At 60.4% G+C, this 13,820-nt stretch carries 13 protein-coding genes and 1 pseudogene; 8 read left to right on the top strand and 6 right to left on the bottom strand.

Features of this window, described 5'->3' with window-relative positions:
* Positions 1–33: 33 nt before the first annotated feature.
* The 4 genes from FFH90_RS25720 to FFH90_RS25705 all read left to right on the top strand — a co-directional run bounded on the left by FFH90_RS25720 (position 34) and on the right by FFH90_RS25705 (position 4,393).
* Entirely contained in the window at positions 34–1,053 is a 1,020-nt protein-coding gene (locus FFH90_RS25720) for a Glu/Leu/Phe/Val dehydrogenase dimerization domain-containing protein (protein WP_018927157.1), read from the top strand.
* Positions 1,054–1,169: 116 nt separating this feature from the next.
* Entirely contained in the window at positions 1,170–2,264 is a 1,095-nt protein-coding gene (gene pdhA, locus FFH90_RS25715) for a pyruvate dehydrogenase (acetyl-transferring) E1 component subunit alpha (protein WP_111454325.1), read from the top strand.
* Positions 2,257–3,243: an alpha-ketoacid dehydrogenase subunit beta gene (locus tag FFH90_RS25710; RefSeq protein WP_086944719.1), complete on the top strand. Its 987-nt coding sequence runs from the start codon at positions 2,257–2,259 to the stop codon at positions 3,241–3,243. Before pdhA ends, FFH90_RS25710 begins: the two co-directional genes overlap by 8 nt.
* Before the next feature lie 40 nt (positions 3,244–3,283).
* Positions 3,284–4,393 (top strand): dihydrolipoamide acetyltransferase family protein, encoded by a 1,110-nt coding sequence (locus FFH90_RS25705; protein ID WP_018927154.1) that lies wholly within the window; start codon positions 3,284–3,286, stop codon positions 4,391–4,393.
* Between the two features lie 173 nt (positions 4,394–4,566).
* Here FFH90_RS25705 and FFH90_RS25700 read toward each other — a convergent pair.
* A pseudogene (locus FFH90_RS25700) lies at positions 4,567–4,806 on the bottom strand (YebG family protein); the annotation flags it as partial.
* 316 nt (positions 4,807–5,122) lie between these two features.
* Here FFH90_RS25700 and FFH90_RS25695 point away from each other — a divergent pair.
* The gene (locus tag FFH90_RS25695; RefSeq protein ID WP_018927152.1) at positions 5,123–5,623 is read left to right on the top strand and encodes a phosphate-starvation-inducible protein PsiE; all 501 of its coding nucleotides are present in this window, start codon (positions 5,123–5,125) and stop codon (positions 5,621–5,623) included.
* On the opposite strand, the gene FFH90_RS25690 is transcribed toward FFH90_RS25695, so the two are convergent.
* From FFH90_RS25690 to FFH90_RS25680, 3 genes are all read right to left on the bottom strand, one after another.
* Positions 5,620–5,937 carry a DUF3509 domain-containing protein gene (locus FFH90_RS25690; RefSeq protein WP_018927151.1) on the bottom strand — a complete coding sequence of 106 codons (318 nt, stop codon included), beginning with the start codon at positions 5,935–5,937 and terminating at the stop codon, positions 5,620–5,622. The two genes, FFH90_RS25695 and FFH90_RS25690, sit on opposite strands and share 4 nt — an antisense overlap.
* 210 nt (positions 5,938–6,147) lie before the next feature.
* A complete protein-coding gene (locus FFH90_RS25685; protein WP_138866295.1) occupies positions 6,148–7,449 on the bottom strand; it encodes a serine/threonine transporter in 1,302 nt (433 codons plus the stop codon).
* 63 nt (positions 7,450–7,512) lie between these two features.
* Positions 7,513–8,889, bottom strand: a complete 1,377-nt coding sequence (locus tag FFH90_RS25680) for an L-serine ammonia-lyase (RefSeq protein ID WP_138866294.1) — start codon at positions 8,887–8,889, stop codon at positions 7,513–7,515.
* Between the two features lie 135 nt (positions 8,890–9,024).
* On the opposite strand from FFH90_RS25680, the gene FFH90_RS25675 reads away from it, so the two are divergent.
* Positions 9,025–9,987 carry a LysR substrate-binding domain-containing protein gene (locus tag FFH90_RS25675; protein WP_018927148.1) on the top strand — a complete coding sequence of 321 codons (963 nt, stop codon included), beginning with the start codon at positions 9,025–9,027 and terminating at the stop codon, positions 9,985–9,987.
* Positions 9,988–10,186: 199 nt separating this feature from the next.
* Entirely contained in the window at positions 10,187–10,597 is a 411-nt protein-coding gene (locus tag FFH90_RS25670) for an HPF/RaiA family ribosome-associated protein (RefSeq protein ID WP_064620217.1), read from the top strand.
* A 107-nt stretch (positions 10,598–10,704) separates the two neighbouring features.
* Here the strand turns inward: FFH90_RS25670 and FFH90_RS25665 are convergent, their stop codons facing one another.
* Positions 10,705–11,580, bottom strand: a complete 876-nt coding sequence (locus FFH90_RS25665; RefSeq protein WP_138866293.1) for an AraC family transcriptional regulator — start codon at positions 11,578–11,580, stop codon at positions 10,705–10,707.
* A gap of 138 nt (positions 11,581–11,718) precedes the next feature.
* On the opposite strand from FFH90_RS25665, the gene FFH90_RS25660 reads away from it, so the two are divergent.
* Entirely contained in the window at positions 11,719–12,621 is a 903-nt protein-coding gene (locus FFH90_RS25660) for a DMT family transporter (protein WP_018927145.1), read from the top strand.
* Between the two features lie 124 nt (positions 12,622–12,745).
* On the opposite strand, the gene FFH90_RS25655 is transcribed toward FFH90_RS25660, so the two are convergent.
* On the bottom strand, positions 12,746–13,720 hold the full coding sequence (locus tag FFH90_RS25655; RefSeq protein WP_018927144.1) for a D-glycerate dehydrogenase: 975 nt from the start codon (positions 13,718–13,720) through the stop codon (positions 12,746–12,748).
* Between the last annotated feature and the right edge of the window lie 100 nt (positions 13,721–13,820).

Raw genomic sequence — 13,820 nt, 5'->3', positions numbered from 1 at the left:
GGCGACTACAAGAAGTGATTCGGGAGCCCTACGATGTTCGCTCTCATGCAAAGCACTCGCCTTGAATCGCTGCACCTGAGCGTCGATCCGGTCACCGGGTTGAAGGCGGTGATTGCCATCCATAACAGCCGCCTGGGACCTGCCTTGGGCGGGTGTCGTTACCTTGCCTACCCCAGCGATGAATCCGCGATCGAGGATGCTGTGCGCCTCGCCCAAGGCATGAGTTACAAGGCGGCCCTGGCTGGCCTGGCTCAGGGCGGTGGCGTTGCGGTGATTATTCGCCCGGCCCATGTGGAAAACCGCGCCGCTGTATTCGAAGCGTTCGGGCGCTGGATCAATCAGCTCGACGGTCGCTACATCACTGCCATCGACGCCGGCACCTCGGTGGCGGACATGGACTGCATCGCCCAACATACGCAATTCGTCACCAGCACCACCGCTGCGGGGGACCCAGCACCGCATGCCGCCATGGGCGTATTCGCCGGCATCCGCAGCACCGCCATGGCCCGCTTGGGCAGCGATAATCTGGAAGGGCTGCGCATTGCCGTTCAAGGCCTGGGCAATGTTGGTTATGCCCTGGCCGAGCAGCTGCACGCTGCCGGCGCCGAGCTGCTGGTCAGCGACATCGATCACGGCAAAGTACAACTGGCCATGGAGCAGTTGGGCGCTCATCCGATCGCCAACGAAGCGCTGCTCAGCACCCCTTGCGACATTCTCGCGCCTTGTGGCTTGGGCGGTGTGCTTAACAGGACCAGCGTGACGCAGCTGCGCTGCTCGGCGGTCGCAGGTTCGGCAAACAATCAACTGACCCATCTGGAAGTCGCCGATCAGCTGGAACGCCGGGGCATTCTGTATGCGCCGGATTACGTGATCAACGCCGGCGGGCTGATCTACGTGTCGCTCAAACACCGTGGGGAAGAGCTGACGACCATCACCGCGCACCTGTCGAAAATCAGTTCACGGCTGACCGAAGTCTTTGCCCATGCCCAGGCGGAAAAACGTTCTCCGGCCAGGGTAGCGGATGAGTTGGCAGAGAAAGTGCTGTACCGGTAAACGTTTGAATCGATAAAGGAGTGAGTGCCTATCCGGCCAACTTGCTCCCCAAGCCCTGCGCCACAAACGTCGGGCCTGACAATCGCACGCCGACCCCGCGTGCCAGGAGCCCTGTGATGCTTCACAAGGTTGAGCTGCCCTACACCCGTTTTTTATCCCCTGACGGCCAGGTGCTCTGCGATCTCCCTCCCTGGGCCGACGACTTCAATCTGTTGACGCGCTTGTATCGGCAGATGGTCCTGACCCGCCTTTTTGACCAGAAAGCGGTCGCCCTGCAACGCACCGGGCGCATCGGTACCTACGCGCCGACCCTGGGCCAGGAAGCCATTGGCGTTGCGGTCGGCAGCCTGATGCACGCCGAAGACGTGCTGATCCCGTATTACCGCGACACCGCCGTGCAACTGATGCGTGGCGTGCGCATGGAAGAAATCCTGTTGTATTGGGGCGGCGATGAGCGTGGCAGCGACTTTGTCGACCCGGCGGTGGCGCAGGATTTCCCGATCTGTGTGCCGATTGCCACCCAGGCCCTGCATGCCTGCGGCGTCGCCAGCGCATTCAAGATCCGTGGCGAGCATCGGGTTGCCGTCACCACCTGCGGCGATGGCGGCACCAGCAAAGGTGATTTTCTCGAGGCCCTCAATGTCGCTGGCGCCTGGCAGTTGCCGGTGGTGTTCATGATCAACAACAACCAATGGGCGATTTCGGTACCGCGACGCATTCAGTGCGGTGCTCCCACGTTGGCGCAGAAAGCCATTGGCGCCGGGTTCCACGGCGAGCAAGTCGACGGCAATGACATACTCGCCGTGTATGACCGCGTGCAAGCGGCCCTCGAACGGGCGCGCCACGGCAAAGGCCCGGTGTTGCTCGAATGCCTGAGTTATCGCCTCGGCGATCACACCACGGCCGACGATGCCACACGCTACCGGTCGGCGGACGAAGTCAAGCAAGCCTGGCTCGAAGAACCGATCAAACGTCTGCAGCGTTTCATGGTCGGGCAGGGCGTGTGGGATGAAAGTCGCGAGCAGGCGCTGATCAGCGAATGCCAGGGGTTGGTGCAGGTTGCTGTGGATAACTTCGAAGCGGCGGGCCTGCAGGCGCCGGCATCAGTGATCGATCATGTCTACGCCCAGTGGCCACAAGCCCTGGCCGAGCAGCGTGAAGACTTCCTCGAACGAGTGGCGCGCCGGACGGGAGGTTCGGGCCATGAGTAACGGTAAGGTAACGCTGCTGGAGGCGGTGAATCTGGCGTTGCATCGGGCCATGCGCGAGGACGAGAACGTTATCGTCCTCGGTGAAGACGTCGGGGTGAACGGTGGCGTGTTTCGCGCCACGCTGGGCCTGCGCGACAGCTTTGGTTTCAAGCGGGTAATCGATTCGCCGCTGGCCGAAACCATGATCGGCGGGCTGGCAGTGGGCATGGCGGCCCAAGGCTTGAAACCGGTGGTGGAAATCCAGTTCATGGGGTTTATCTACGCCACCATGGAGCACCTGGTGTCCCACGCCAGTCGCATGCGCAACCGCACGCGCGGGCGGCTCACCTGCCCGATGGTGCTGCGCTCGCCGATGGGCGCAGGGATTCGTGCGCCGGAACATCACAGCGAAAGCACCGAAGCACTGTTCGCGCACATTCCGGGGTTGCGGGTGGTGATCCCGTCCTCGCCGGCTCGGGCCTATGGTTTGTTGCTCGCGGCCATCGACGACCCGGACCCGGTGATCTTTCTCGAACCGACCCGACTCTATCGCATGAACCCGCAACCGTTGTTGGATGACGGCAAACGCCTGCCGCTGGACAGCTGTTTCACCCTGCGCGAAGGCAGCGACATCACCTTGATCAGTTGGGGCGCCAGTGTGATGGAAACCCTGCAAGCCGCCACGGCGTTGGCCGAGCAGGGCATCTCGGCGGAAGTGATCGATGTCGCCAGCATCAAACCGTTGGACCTCGACACGATGGAGGCCTCGGTTCGCAAGACCGGTCGCTGCGTGATCGTGCATGAGGCGCCGCGCTCCTGCGGGGTCGGCGCGGAAATCGCCGCCAGTCTCTACGAACGGGTGTTTCTGCAGTTGCAGGCACCGATCCAGCGAGTCACCGCGCCGGACATCCCGCCACCGCTGTATCGACTGGAATCGCTGTACATGCCTGGCGTCGAGGACATTCTTCACGCCTGTGACACCGTGTTGCGCCACGCCTGAAGAAGCTCTTGAAGAAACGCCAGAGGCCGAGGAGATTGCGATGAAATATTTCAAACTGCCGGATCTGGGCGAAGGCTTGCAGGAGGCGGAAATCGTCCGCTGGCACGTCAAGGTCGGCGATACCGTCAAGGCTGACCAATTGCTGGTGTCGGTGGAAACCGCCAAGGCGCTGGTGGACATTCCCGCGCCTTACGACGGCGTGGTGGCGAAAACCTTCGGCGGCGAGGGCGACATCCTGCATGTGGGGGAGCCGTTGCTCGGTTACGAAGGCGAAGCGGATGCGGGCACCGTGGTCGGACGGCTTGAGGGCGGCGGCACGAATCAGGAGGATGCCTTTTTTATCGGCACCGCGCCTTCGACCCGCGAATACCTGGCGAACCGCGCCACGCCAGCAGTGCGTCAATTGGCGCGACAACTGGGCGTTGAACTGAGCGCCTTGGTCGGCTCCGGCCAGGACGGTCAGATCACCCGCAGCGATGTGGAAAATGCGGCCCAGACGGAACGCGAGCGTTTCGGCGGTGAGAAGCTGCGCGGTGTGCGGCGCAGCATGGCGCTGAACATGGCCAGGTCCCATGCCGAAGTGGTGCCGGTGACGATTTTCGGCGATGCCGATCTGCATCGCTGGGGGCAGGCGCGAGAACCACTGATTCGTCTGGCCAAAGCCATGGCGGCGGCCTGCGCGGTGGAGCCAGTGCTCAATAGCGGCTTCGATGGCAAAACCCTGTCGCTCAAACAACACGAACGGCTCGACCTGGGCATTGCCGTGGATACACCGGACGGTTTGTTCGTGCCGGTGCTGCGCGATGTCGGCAATCGCACGTCGGCGGATTTGAAAGAAGGTGTGATGCGCCTGCGCGCCGATGTGCAGGCGCGTTCGATTCCGCCCAAGGAAATGATGGGTGCGACCCTGACTCTGTCGAATTTCGGCACCTTGTTCGGTCGCTACGCCAACCCGGTGGTGGTGCCGCCACAAGTGGCGATCCTCGCCGCCGGGGCGATCCGCGATGAACCGGTGGCGGTCGAGGGGGCGGTGGCGGTGCATCCGATCCTGCCGCTGTCCCTGACCTTCGATCACCGCGTGGTCACCGGCGGCGAGGCGGCGCGGTTCTTCAAGGCGTTGGTCGACGCACTGGAGCAGCCTGACGCCTGATTTTCTGCGAGCATGAAAAAGGCCCTGAGCCATTGGACTCAGGGCCTATTCAATTCGGGCATTGCTTACTTCGGCGTCTTGGCGGCTTTGGCTGGCTTGGTCGGCTCAGCTTGCTCCACTTCAACAGGTGCAGCCACTTCAACAGGTTTAGCGACTTCAGCCGGCACGTTGAGCAATTCGGACAGTGCGTCCGGCTGGCTCTTGAACGCCTTGGCGAACACGTCGCGGTTCTTCGCCATGTAGATCCCGGCTTCTTCCACTTGCTGCTCGGTCAGGGACGGAACGGCTTTTTGCAACACTTCAGCCAGCAATTCGGCCAGTTCGAGCATTTTGTCATGACGGTCAGCTTCGGCTTTATCCATGAACAAGCGCTCCAGATCTCGGCTGCTGCGGTATACCACTTCGACGGCCATTCACCACCTCACATGCCTTCACATTTAGTTGTCTTTGCGACTACTGTATCTATATACAGCGAAAAGGATAAGCGAATCCCTGAGCTTTGGGTAGTGGCTTTTTAATGTAGACCGGATTCGGGGTTTGTCAGGTGAACGGTGGCGCTCCATTCGCGGCTACAGGTTTGGTGTTGACCTGCGACCAAACGCCACGGAGCGTGTTTTAAAGCACCTCGCCATCATGTGGCAGGCAACCCCTGGCCTTTTTTCTGCATGCAGAACAACCGTCACGTCCAACCCGCATCATCCGCTCGAACCGAGCTAAGGAACAATCATCGTGAAAATCAACTGGGCCGAGAACCTGCGGCAGAACGTGCACCAACTGGCCGAGTCCCTGGGCAACCTGTTCGTCGAGACCTTCCACTACCTGGCGCTGTTCGCCATCGGTGCGGTGACTGCCTGGGCGGCGGTCATGGAGTTCATCGGGATGCTGGAGCAGGGGCACATCAAGATCGATGACATCCTGTTGCTGTTCATCTACCTGGAACTGGGGGCGATGGTCGGGATTTACTTCAAGACCAATCACATGCCGGTGCGGTTCCTGATCTACGTGGCGATCACCGCGCTGACACGGCTGCTGATCTCCAACGTCTCGCACCACAATCCGCCGGACCTGGGGATCATCTACCTGTGCGGCGGGATCCTGCTGCTGGCGTTTTCGATTCTGGTGGTGCGTTATGCCTCGTCGCAATTTCCTTCGGTGAAGATCGAACACCCGCAACGCAAGATCGGTGCGGGTTCCGGTGAACATCCCGAAGTGGAGAAGGGCGAACTTTAATACCCGATTTCAGGTCGGGGCCGGGCTTTGGCCTGTGGCGGCGGCAGCTTACGGTTGTCGCCGTCGGTCATGGCTTCGAGGATGGCCACGGCGCATTGACCCTGTTCGATGGCGATGCCGAATTGAATGCTTTGCACCAGGCGTTTGAGGCGCTTGGGGTCATTGCGTTGTTCGGCGCTGATCATCCGTTTAGCCACCACGCGGCCAGCGTTGGAGAGGGTCAGCATGATGCTGCCGTCCAGGCCCTGGATGCTCAGGTTGATTTGATAATCCGCTGCAAAAGCATCGGTAATGAGCTGAAAAGGGTTGTCCATAATGCGTCACCGCCTGATTGAACGTGCAGTTGTTGACGGCTGTGATCGGGATTAGTTCGCAATACCAGACCACCGGCCTTCCATGTTCATGCGCTTTCTTCCGTGCCGCACAAGGGAGATAGCAAGGGGCATGCCGGAAAAACTGTCGGACAATGTTTACGGCAAAAAAACGGCGGGCACTCTGGCCCGCCTTCTTTTTGCCTGCCCGTTTCAGGGCATAAATGAATAGATGATCGCAGACAGTGCAATCAGACCGACCAACACCACGAACACGTTCGAGGCCTGGCCCGAGTACTGGCGCAAGGCCGGCACGCGGCGGATGGCGTACATCGGCATCAGGAACAACAGGCAGGCGATGATCGGCCCGCCGAGGGTTTCGATCATGCCCAGGATGCTCGGGTTGAAGGTCGCCACGGCCCAGCAACTGAGGATCATGAACAGCGCAGTGAGGCGGTTCAGCCAGCCGGCGGAGACGACTCGACCACGGCCACGCAGGCTTTTCACGATCAGGCCCTGAAAGCCTTCGCTGGCGCCGATGTAATGGCCCAGGAAGGATTTGGTGATTGCCACCAGTGCAATCAGCGGCGCGGCGTAAGCGATGACCGGCGTCTGGAAGTGGTTGGCCAGGTACGACAGGATCGAAATGTTCTGCGCCTTCGCTGCGGCCAAATCAGCCGGGGACAACGCCAGCACGCAGCTGAAGCAAAAGAACATCACCGTGACGACCATCATGGCGTGAGCAATCGCCAGAATGCCGCTGCTTTTGCGTTCGGCTTGCTTGCCGTAACGCTGCTTCTGATCGACGGCGAAGGCGGAAATGATCGGCGAATGGTTGAACGAGAACACCATCACCGGGATCGCCAGCCACAAGGTCTTGAAGAACAGCGGCAGCGGCATGCCTTCACTGGCGGTGGCGAAGAACGCGCCGTTCCAGTTCGGGATCAGGCTGATGCCCAGTAGCAGCAATGCCGCGACGAACGGGTAAACCAGCACACTCATGCATTTGACGATGACGCCCTGACCACAACGGACGATGGCCATCAGGCCGAGAATCAGCCCCAGTGACAGGATCGCCCGAGGCGGTGGCGTCATGTGCAACTGGTGTTCCATGAGGCTGCTCAGGGTATTGGTCAGCGCTACGCTGTACACCAGCAAAATCGGGAAAATCGCGAAGAAATACAGCAGCGTGATCAGCTTGCCGGCACCGATGCCGAAGTGTTCTTCCACCACTTCAGTGATGTCCCCGGAACGGCCGGACAACACGAAACGAGTCAGACCGCGGTGTGCAAAGAATGTCATCGGAAACGCCAGCACTGCCAGGATCAGCAGCGGCCAGAAACCACCCACGCCGGCGTTGATCGGCAAAAACAGCGTGCCGGCGCCAATCGCTGTGCCATAGAGGCCAAGCATCCAGGTGGTGTCGTGTTTACTCCAGCCTTTGTGGGTTATTTCGCTACTGCGTGTGAGGTCTACAGCGGGATTATCGGCAGCTGGTGTACGTGTTTCGGTCATCGTTATCGCCTCGTTATTGTTTTTGCTCGGGCTCACGTGTTGCGAACGGTCAGGAAATGCTCCTCAGCACTCCACCCAGCTAACCGCCAGGCCGCCCCGTGAAGTTTCTTTGTATTTGTCGTGCATGTCGGCGCCGGTATCGCGCATGGTGCGGATCACCCGGTCCAGGGAAATGAAGTGTTTGCCGTCACCGCGCAGGGCCATTTGCGTGGCGTTGATCGCCTTCACCGCGGCAATCGCGTTGCGCTCGATGCACGGCACTTGCACCAGACCGCCGACCGGATCGCAGGTCAGGCCGAGGTTGTGTTCCAGGCCGATTTCAGCGGCGTTTTCCAGTTGTTCCGGGGTGGCGCCGAGCACGTCGGCCAAACCGGCGGCGGCCATGGCACAGGCCGAGCCGACCTCACCCTGGCAGCCGACTTCGGCACCGGAGATCGAAGCGTTTTTCTTACAGAGAATGCCTACGGCGGCCGCGCCCAAAAAGAACGCCACGACGTCATCGTCCGACGCGTCCGGGTTGAATTTCATGTAGTAGTGCAGCACGGCCGGAATGATCCCCGCCGCCCCGTTTGTAGGTGCGGTGACCATCCGTCCGCCCGCGGCGTTTTCTTCGTTCACGGCGAGGGCGAACAGGTTCACCCACTCCATGGCCGACAGGGTGGAGCTGATGACGTTCGGTTTGCCGATTTCCAACAGGCTGCGATGCAATTTCGCGGCGCGGCGGGGAACATTCAGACCGCCGGGAAGGATGCCTTCGTGACGCAAGCCTTGCTCGACGCACTCGCGCATTACCGACCAGATGTGCAACAGGCCCTGACGGACTTCGGCTTCGCTGCGCCAGGCCAATTCATTGGCCATCATCAATTCGGACACCCGTAGACCGTTCTGTTTGCAGAGCTTGAGCAATTCGGCGGCGCTGGAGAAATCGTACGGCAGCACAACGTCGCTGGCCGGCGCAATGCCGGACTCGGCTTCGGCCGCGTCGATGATGAAACCGCCGCCCACCGAGTAGTACGTCTGCTCGAACAGCTCACCGGTTTCGCCGAAGGCTGTCAGGGACATGGCGTTAGGGTGGTAGGGCAGGCTCTCGTCGAGCAGCAGGAGATCGTGCTGCCAGTTGAAGGCGATGGTCGCTTTGCCGGCCAGGGACAGCTTGCCGGTTTCCCGCAGGTGCTGGATACGCGAATCGATGGTGGTCGGGTCGATGCTATCCGGCCATTCGCCCATCAGGCCCATGACACAGGCGCGGTCGGTGGCATGGCCGACGCCGGTGGCTGAAAGCGAACCGTAAAGCCGGATTTCGACCCGACGGACGGCGGCCAGCAAATTCTGCTCAATCAGTGCTTGGGCAAAGGTCGCTGCAGCGCGCATCGGGCCGACGGTGTGGGAACTGGACGGACCGATGCCGACTTTGAAGAGATCGAAAACACTGATAGCCATGCTAAAGCCTATACAAGCAATGGAAGAGAAATCGCCGCCATTTTTGTAGGCCAAGCGCAATGTCGGCGATACTGCCTACCTGGGTCCTACGTGACCAACGAAACTTCCTAAGACAGCCTTTAGCAGGACTAAACGATGAGTCGTCAATTGCACGCCCAGACTTATGTCTGGCTGCACGTGTTTTCCTGTGCCGCGCGGCACCTGTCGTTCACCCGTTGCGCCGAAGAACTGCACATCACGCCGGGTGCGGTCAGTCAGCAAATTCGGCAACTGGAAGAGCGGCTGGGTTTTCGCCTGTTCCACCGTCGCGCCCGTGGCGTGGAATTGAGTGCGCAAGGCCAGCGCCTGGCCATTACGGTCAACGAGGCTTACGGCAGCATCGACGCAGAATTGCGACGACTGGATGCGGGAATGATCAGCGGGATTTTGCGGGTGCGTTCGATTCCCTCGTTCCTGAGCAAATGGCTGACCCCGCGTTTGCCGCGTTTGCAGCAGCGTTTTCCGGACATTCAATTGCGTCTGGTGGCGGAGGACAGCAGCGTGCCGTTGCACGAGGGAGATTTCGATCTGGCGATCGATCTGAATGACGGCAGCTATCCCGGATTGTTATCCACAGCCTTGCTCGACGAGCAGATATTTCCGGTGTGCGCCCCGAGCCTGTTGCGAGGGCGGCCGCCGCTGCACGGCCCGGCAGACTTGATGCACTTCCCGTTGTTGCATGACATCACCGCGTGGCGCGGTAGCTACGAGTACGCGGAATGGGAGTTTTACCTCAATGCCATCGGTTTCGAAGGCGCGGACGTGCGGCGCGGGCACACCTTCAACCGCAATCACCTGACCATCGAAGCGGCGATTGCCGGGATGGGCGTGGCGATTGCGCGGCGAACGCTGCTTAACGATGAGCTGGAACGGGGCACGTTGATCGTGCCGTTTGGCCTGGCGGTGCCTAATCACAAGCGCTACGTGCTGCTCTACGCGCCGGGTGCGCTGAGCCATCCGGGCGTGCGCGCGGTGCATGACTGGCTGGTGGAAGAGGCGGGGATTTTTCGTGACCTGCATCCGTTGGGGGGAGCGGCAGATGTGACCATTTGTGACTGAAGACAGGGCCGACCCAACTCCCGACATTAACAGCGCTTTTGCTCGTTGTCCGGCTTTTTTTGCGTATGAATATTTATCTTTTTTTAGGGCTTGAAATGTTCCGCGCACACACCGATTGTGTAACCAAGAGGTTGCGGTGATGACGCCCAAGGGCCAGCCGATGCGCCTCTTGCGAGCTAGCTGAAATAAGGGAAGAACTATGCAAATCCAAGTCAATAGCGATAACCATATTCAAAGCAGTAAACGACTGGAGGAGTGGGTACGTACTACCATTGAGAGCACGCTCGAACGTTATGAAGAGGACCTGACCCGCGTCGAGGTCCATCTGCGGGACGAGAACGGCGACAAGCCTGGTCCCCATGACATGCGCTGCCAGCTGGAAGCGCGGCCAAAAGGCCATCAACCGATTTCCGTCACCCATAAAGCTGACTCCCTGGAACTGGCGATCGACGGGGCAGCCGAAAAACTTGAACATGCGCTGGAGCATATGTTTGGCAAATTACGCGGCAAACCACGCGCCGCTGTGGTGCCGTTCGATAGGGGCGCTCATGCCGATGCGCTGCTTGAGGATGAGTTTCTCGAGAACGAACAGGCTGCGCTCAATGGCTGAGGCCTGATTCACCTTTTACCTTCCTGATTAAAACGGGCCTGCGATTGCAGGCCCGTTTTGTTTCTGGCGCGAGAGCTGCCGAAGGCTGTGATCTTTTACTCTTTGTTCTAGCGTAAAAACGCCTGCCGATACTCCCCAGGCGTCCCCCCCAACGCCTGTCGAAACCGGTTGGTGAAATGGCTCGCACTGGCAAACCCGCACGCCAGCGCAATCTCCCCCAACGGCTGCGACGATGCGCGCAACAACTCCCGCGCGCGCCTCAGACGCCGCGCCAACACATACTGATGCGGCGGCAAGCCGAAGCTCACACGAAACATCCGCGCAAAGTGATATTCCGACAGCGCGCACAAGCTCGCCAATTGTCCAAGGCTGATCGCCTCCGCCAACTGACTGTCGATGAACTCCGCCAACTGCCGCCGCTGATGCGCCGCCAATCCACCCTTGAGGCGCAAGCCCTGACGCACACCAACCTGGCTGAGCAAGGCGTGGCTGAGCATCTCGTGGGCCAGGCTGCTGGTGAGCAGGCGTTCGCCGGGTTCGTCCCAGTTGAGGCTGATCAACTGCCGAAAGTGCCGTACTTGCTGCGGGTCTTCGAGGAACGTGCGCTCGCGCAACTGCAATTCCCGTGGCTCGCGATCCAGCAACGTGACGCAACCAAGGGCAAATTGTTCGGGGCTGAAATACAGGTGGGCCAGGCGAATGTCGCCGTTGATCACCCAGCCTGACTGATGGTCGGCCGGCAGAATGCACAGCTTGTCCGGGCCGCCCTTGGTGCCGGGCTGGTCGCGGCGAAAGGTGCCGGTGCCGCCGGCGATGTAGCACGACAAAGTGTGATGGCTCGGCGCTTCGTAGTCCTGGGCGTCATGGTGGTTGCTCCACAAAGCCGCAGCCATGCCGTCACCGAGCTCGGCGCTGTGCTCCAGGCGAGCATTGGGCGAGCGGTTGAGGGCTTGAAAGACTTGCAACGTTTCCAGTGCGGCCATGATCGGTTCTCTCCAACGCCTTGCATCCTACTCCGTAGACGCTGGCCTGCCAGCCTGCGGGCCGACAAAAGCGCAAGTTTATGCAAGTGAAAAAGGGGGGCGCGCCGGACACTGAAGGCCTATTCAGGAGTCTTCACCATGAACCTCTCGCTATACCTGCTGACCGTATTGATCTGGGGCACCACCTGGATTGCCTTGAAATGGCAATTGGGCGTGGTGGCGATTCCGGTGTCGATCGTCTATCGCTTCGGCCTCGCCGCGCTGGTGCTGTTCGTGATGTTGTTGCTTAGCCGGCGTCTGCAAGTGATGAACCGTCGCGGGCATCTGATTTGCCTGGCGCAGGGGCTGTGCCTGTTCTGTATCAATTTCATGTGCTTCCTCACCGCCAGCCAGTGGATCCCCAGTGGTCTGGTCGCCGTGGTGTTTTCCACCGCCACGTTGTGGAACGCCTTCAATGCGCGGGTGTTCTTTGGCCAGAAAATCGCTCGAAACGTGTTGATGGGCGGTGCGTTGGGCTTGCTCGGCTTGGGCCTGTTGTTCTGGCCGGAGCTGGCCGGTCATACCGCCAGCCCGGAAACCTTGCTCGGGTTGGCCCTGGCGTTGCTCGGAACCTTGTGCTTCTCGGCGGGCAACATGCTGTCGAGTCTGCAGCAGAGGGCCGGCCTGAAACCCCTGACCACCAATGCATGGGGCATGGCTTATGGCGCAGCGATGTTGTCGGTGTGGTGCCTGGTCAAAGGTATCCCGTTCGACATGGAATGGAACGCCCGTTACATCGGCTCGTTGCTGTACCTGGTGATTCCGGGCTCGGTGATCGGCTTCACCGCCTACCTGACGCTGGTCGGGCGCATGGGGCCGGAGCGGGCGGCGTATTGCACCGTGTTATTCCCGGTGGTGGCGCTGAATGTGTCGGCGTTTGCCGAGGGCTATCAATGGACGGCGCCGGCATTGGTGGGGTTGGTGCTGGTGATGTTGGGCAATGTGCTGGTGTTTCGTAAGCCCAAGGCACCGATGGTGCAGGGAAGCGGCAAATTGGCCTGATGCTTTGACCGAGCGCTGAACAACTCAGCGCTCGATTCTGATAGCGATATAAATCAGCAACGGCAATATGAAGTCGACAATATGCCGAGAGCAGGCAGGTGTTTAAAACACCCGCCCTTTTTGATCAGCCTTTCCACACTTGTGGGTTCACCAGATCCTGCGGTCTTTCACCCAACAAGGCACTGCGCAAGTTAGCCAACGCACGGTTGGCCATGGCTTCGCGGGTTTCGTGCGTGGCCGAGCCGATATGCGGCAGGGTCACGGCGTTTTTCAGTTGGAACAGCGGTGATTCAGCCAGTGGTTCTTTCTCGTAGACGTCCAGCCCGGCGCCACGAATCCGGTTGTTTTGCAGCGCTTCGACCAGCGCCGGCTCGTCTACCACCGGGCCACGGGCGATGTTCACCAGAATGGCGCTCGGTTTCATCAACGCCAGTTCGCGGTGGCTGATCAGGTGCCTGGTTTTTTCGCTAAGCGGCACCACCAGGCAGACGAAATCGGCTTCGGCCAGCAGTTGATCCAGGCTACGGAACTGTGCGCCGAGTTCCTGTTCCAGTGCGGTCTTGCGGCTGTTGCCGCTGTAGATAACCGGCATGTTGAAGCCCAGTCGACCACGACGGGCGATGGCCGCGCCGATGTTGCCCATGCCGACGATGCCTAAGGTTTTGCCATGCACATCGCTGCCGAACAACGGTGCACCGACGGTGGCTTGCCATTGGCCTGCCTTGGTCCAGGCGTCCAGCTCGGCGACGCGGCGGGCACTGCTCATGAGCAGGGCGAAGGCCAGGTCGGCGGTGCTTTCGGTGAGCACGTCGGGGGTGTTGGTGAGCATGATCCCGCGTTCGTTGAAGTAGGCGAGGTCATAGTTGTCGTAGCCGACGGAGACGCTGGACACCACTTCCAGTTTGCTGGCGTTTTCCAGTTGCGCCCGGCCGAGTTTGCGACCAACGCCGATCAGGCCATGGGCGTGGGGCAGGGCTTCGTTGAACTGGGCGGCGATGTCGCCGTTTTTCGGGTTCGGCACGATCACATCGAAATCCTGTTGCAGGCGTTCGATCATGGGCGGGGTGATGCGGCTGAAGGCGAGGACGGTTTTTTTCATTGGAGAGGGGCTCGTCGGGCGTGGAGATTGCCAAGCAAGCTAACATTCTTCGCGGACATTATGCGAGGGTGTACGCCATCCAAAACTGTAGGAACGACCT

Source organism: Pseudomonas sp. ATCC 43928 (genome assembly GCF_005938665.2).
Classification (GTDB): domain Bacteria; phylum Pseudomonadota; class Gammaproteobacteria; order Pseudomonadales; family Pseudomonadaceae; genus Aquipseudomonas.
This window is presented reverse-complemented; position numbering and strand designations above follow the sequence as displayed.

What these genes read in the sequence shown, in the direction of transcription:
- FFH90_RS25720 (WP_018927157.1), top strand. Translation starts at nt 34, where the DNA reads ATGTTCGCTCTCATGCAAAGCACTCGCCTTGAATCGCTGCACCTGAGC.
- pdhA (WP_111454325.1), top strand. Translation starts at nt 1,170, where the DNA reads ATGCTTCACAAGGTTGAGCTGCCCTACACCCGTTTTTTATCCCCTGAC.
- FFH90_RS25710 (WP_086944719.1), top strand. Translation starts at nt 2,257, where the DNA reads ATGAGTAACGGTAAGGTAACGCTGCTGGAGGCGGTGAATCTGGCGTTG.
- FFH90_RS25705 (WP_018927154.1), top strand. Translation starts at nt 3,284, where the DNA reads ATGAAATATTTCAAACTGCCGGATCTGGGCGAAGGCTTGCAGGAGGCG.
- FFH90_RS25690 (WP_018927151.1), bottom strand. Translation starts at nt 5,937, where the DNA reads ATGGACAACCCTTTTCAGCTCATTACCGATGCTTTTGCAGCGGATTAT.
- FFH90_RS25685 (WP_138866295.1), bottom strand. Translation starts at nt 7,449, where the DNA reads ATGACCGAAACACGTACACCAGCTGCCGATAATCCCGCTGTAGACCTC.
- FFH90_RS25680 (WP_138866294.1), bottom strand. Translation starts at nt 8,889, where the DNA reads ATGGCTATCAGTGTTTTCGATCTCTTCAAAGTCGGCATCGGTCCGTCC.
- FFH90_RS25675 (WP_018927148.1), top strand. Translation starts at nt 9,025, where the DNA reads ATGAGTCGTCAATTGCACGCCCAGACTTATGTCTGGCTGCACGTGTTT.
- FFH90_RS25670 (WP_064620217.1), top strand. Translation starts at nt 10,187, where the DNA reads ATGCAAATCCAAGTCAATAGCGATAACCATATTCAAAGCAGTAAACGA.
- FFH90_RS25665 (WP_138866293.1), bottom strand. Translation starts at nt 11,580, where the DNA reads ATGGCCGCACTGGAAACGTTGCAAGTCTTTCAAGCCCTCAACCGCTCG.
- FFH90_RS25660 (WP_018927145.1), top strand. Translation starts at nt 11,719, where the DNA reads ATGAACCTCTCGCTATACCTGCTGACCGTATTGATCTGGGGCACCACC.
- FFH90_RS25655 (WP_018927144.1), bottom strand. Translation starts at nt 13,720, where the DNA reads ATGAAAAAAACCGTCCTCGCCTTCAGCCGCATCACCCCGCCCATGATC.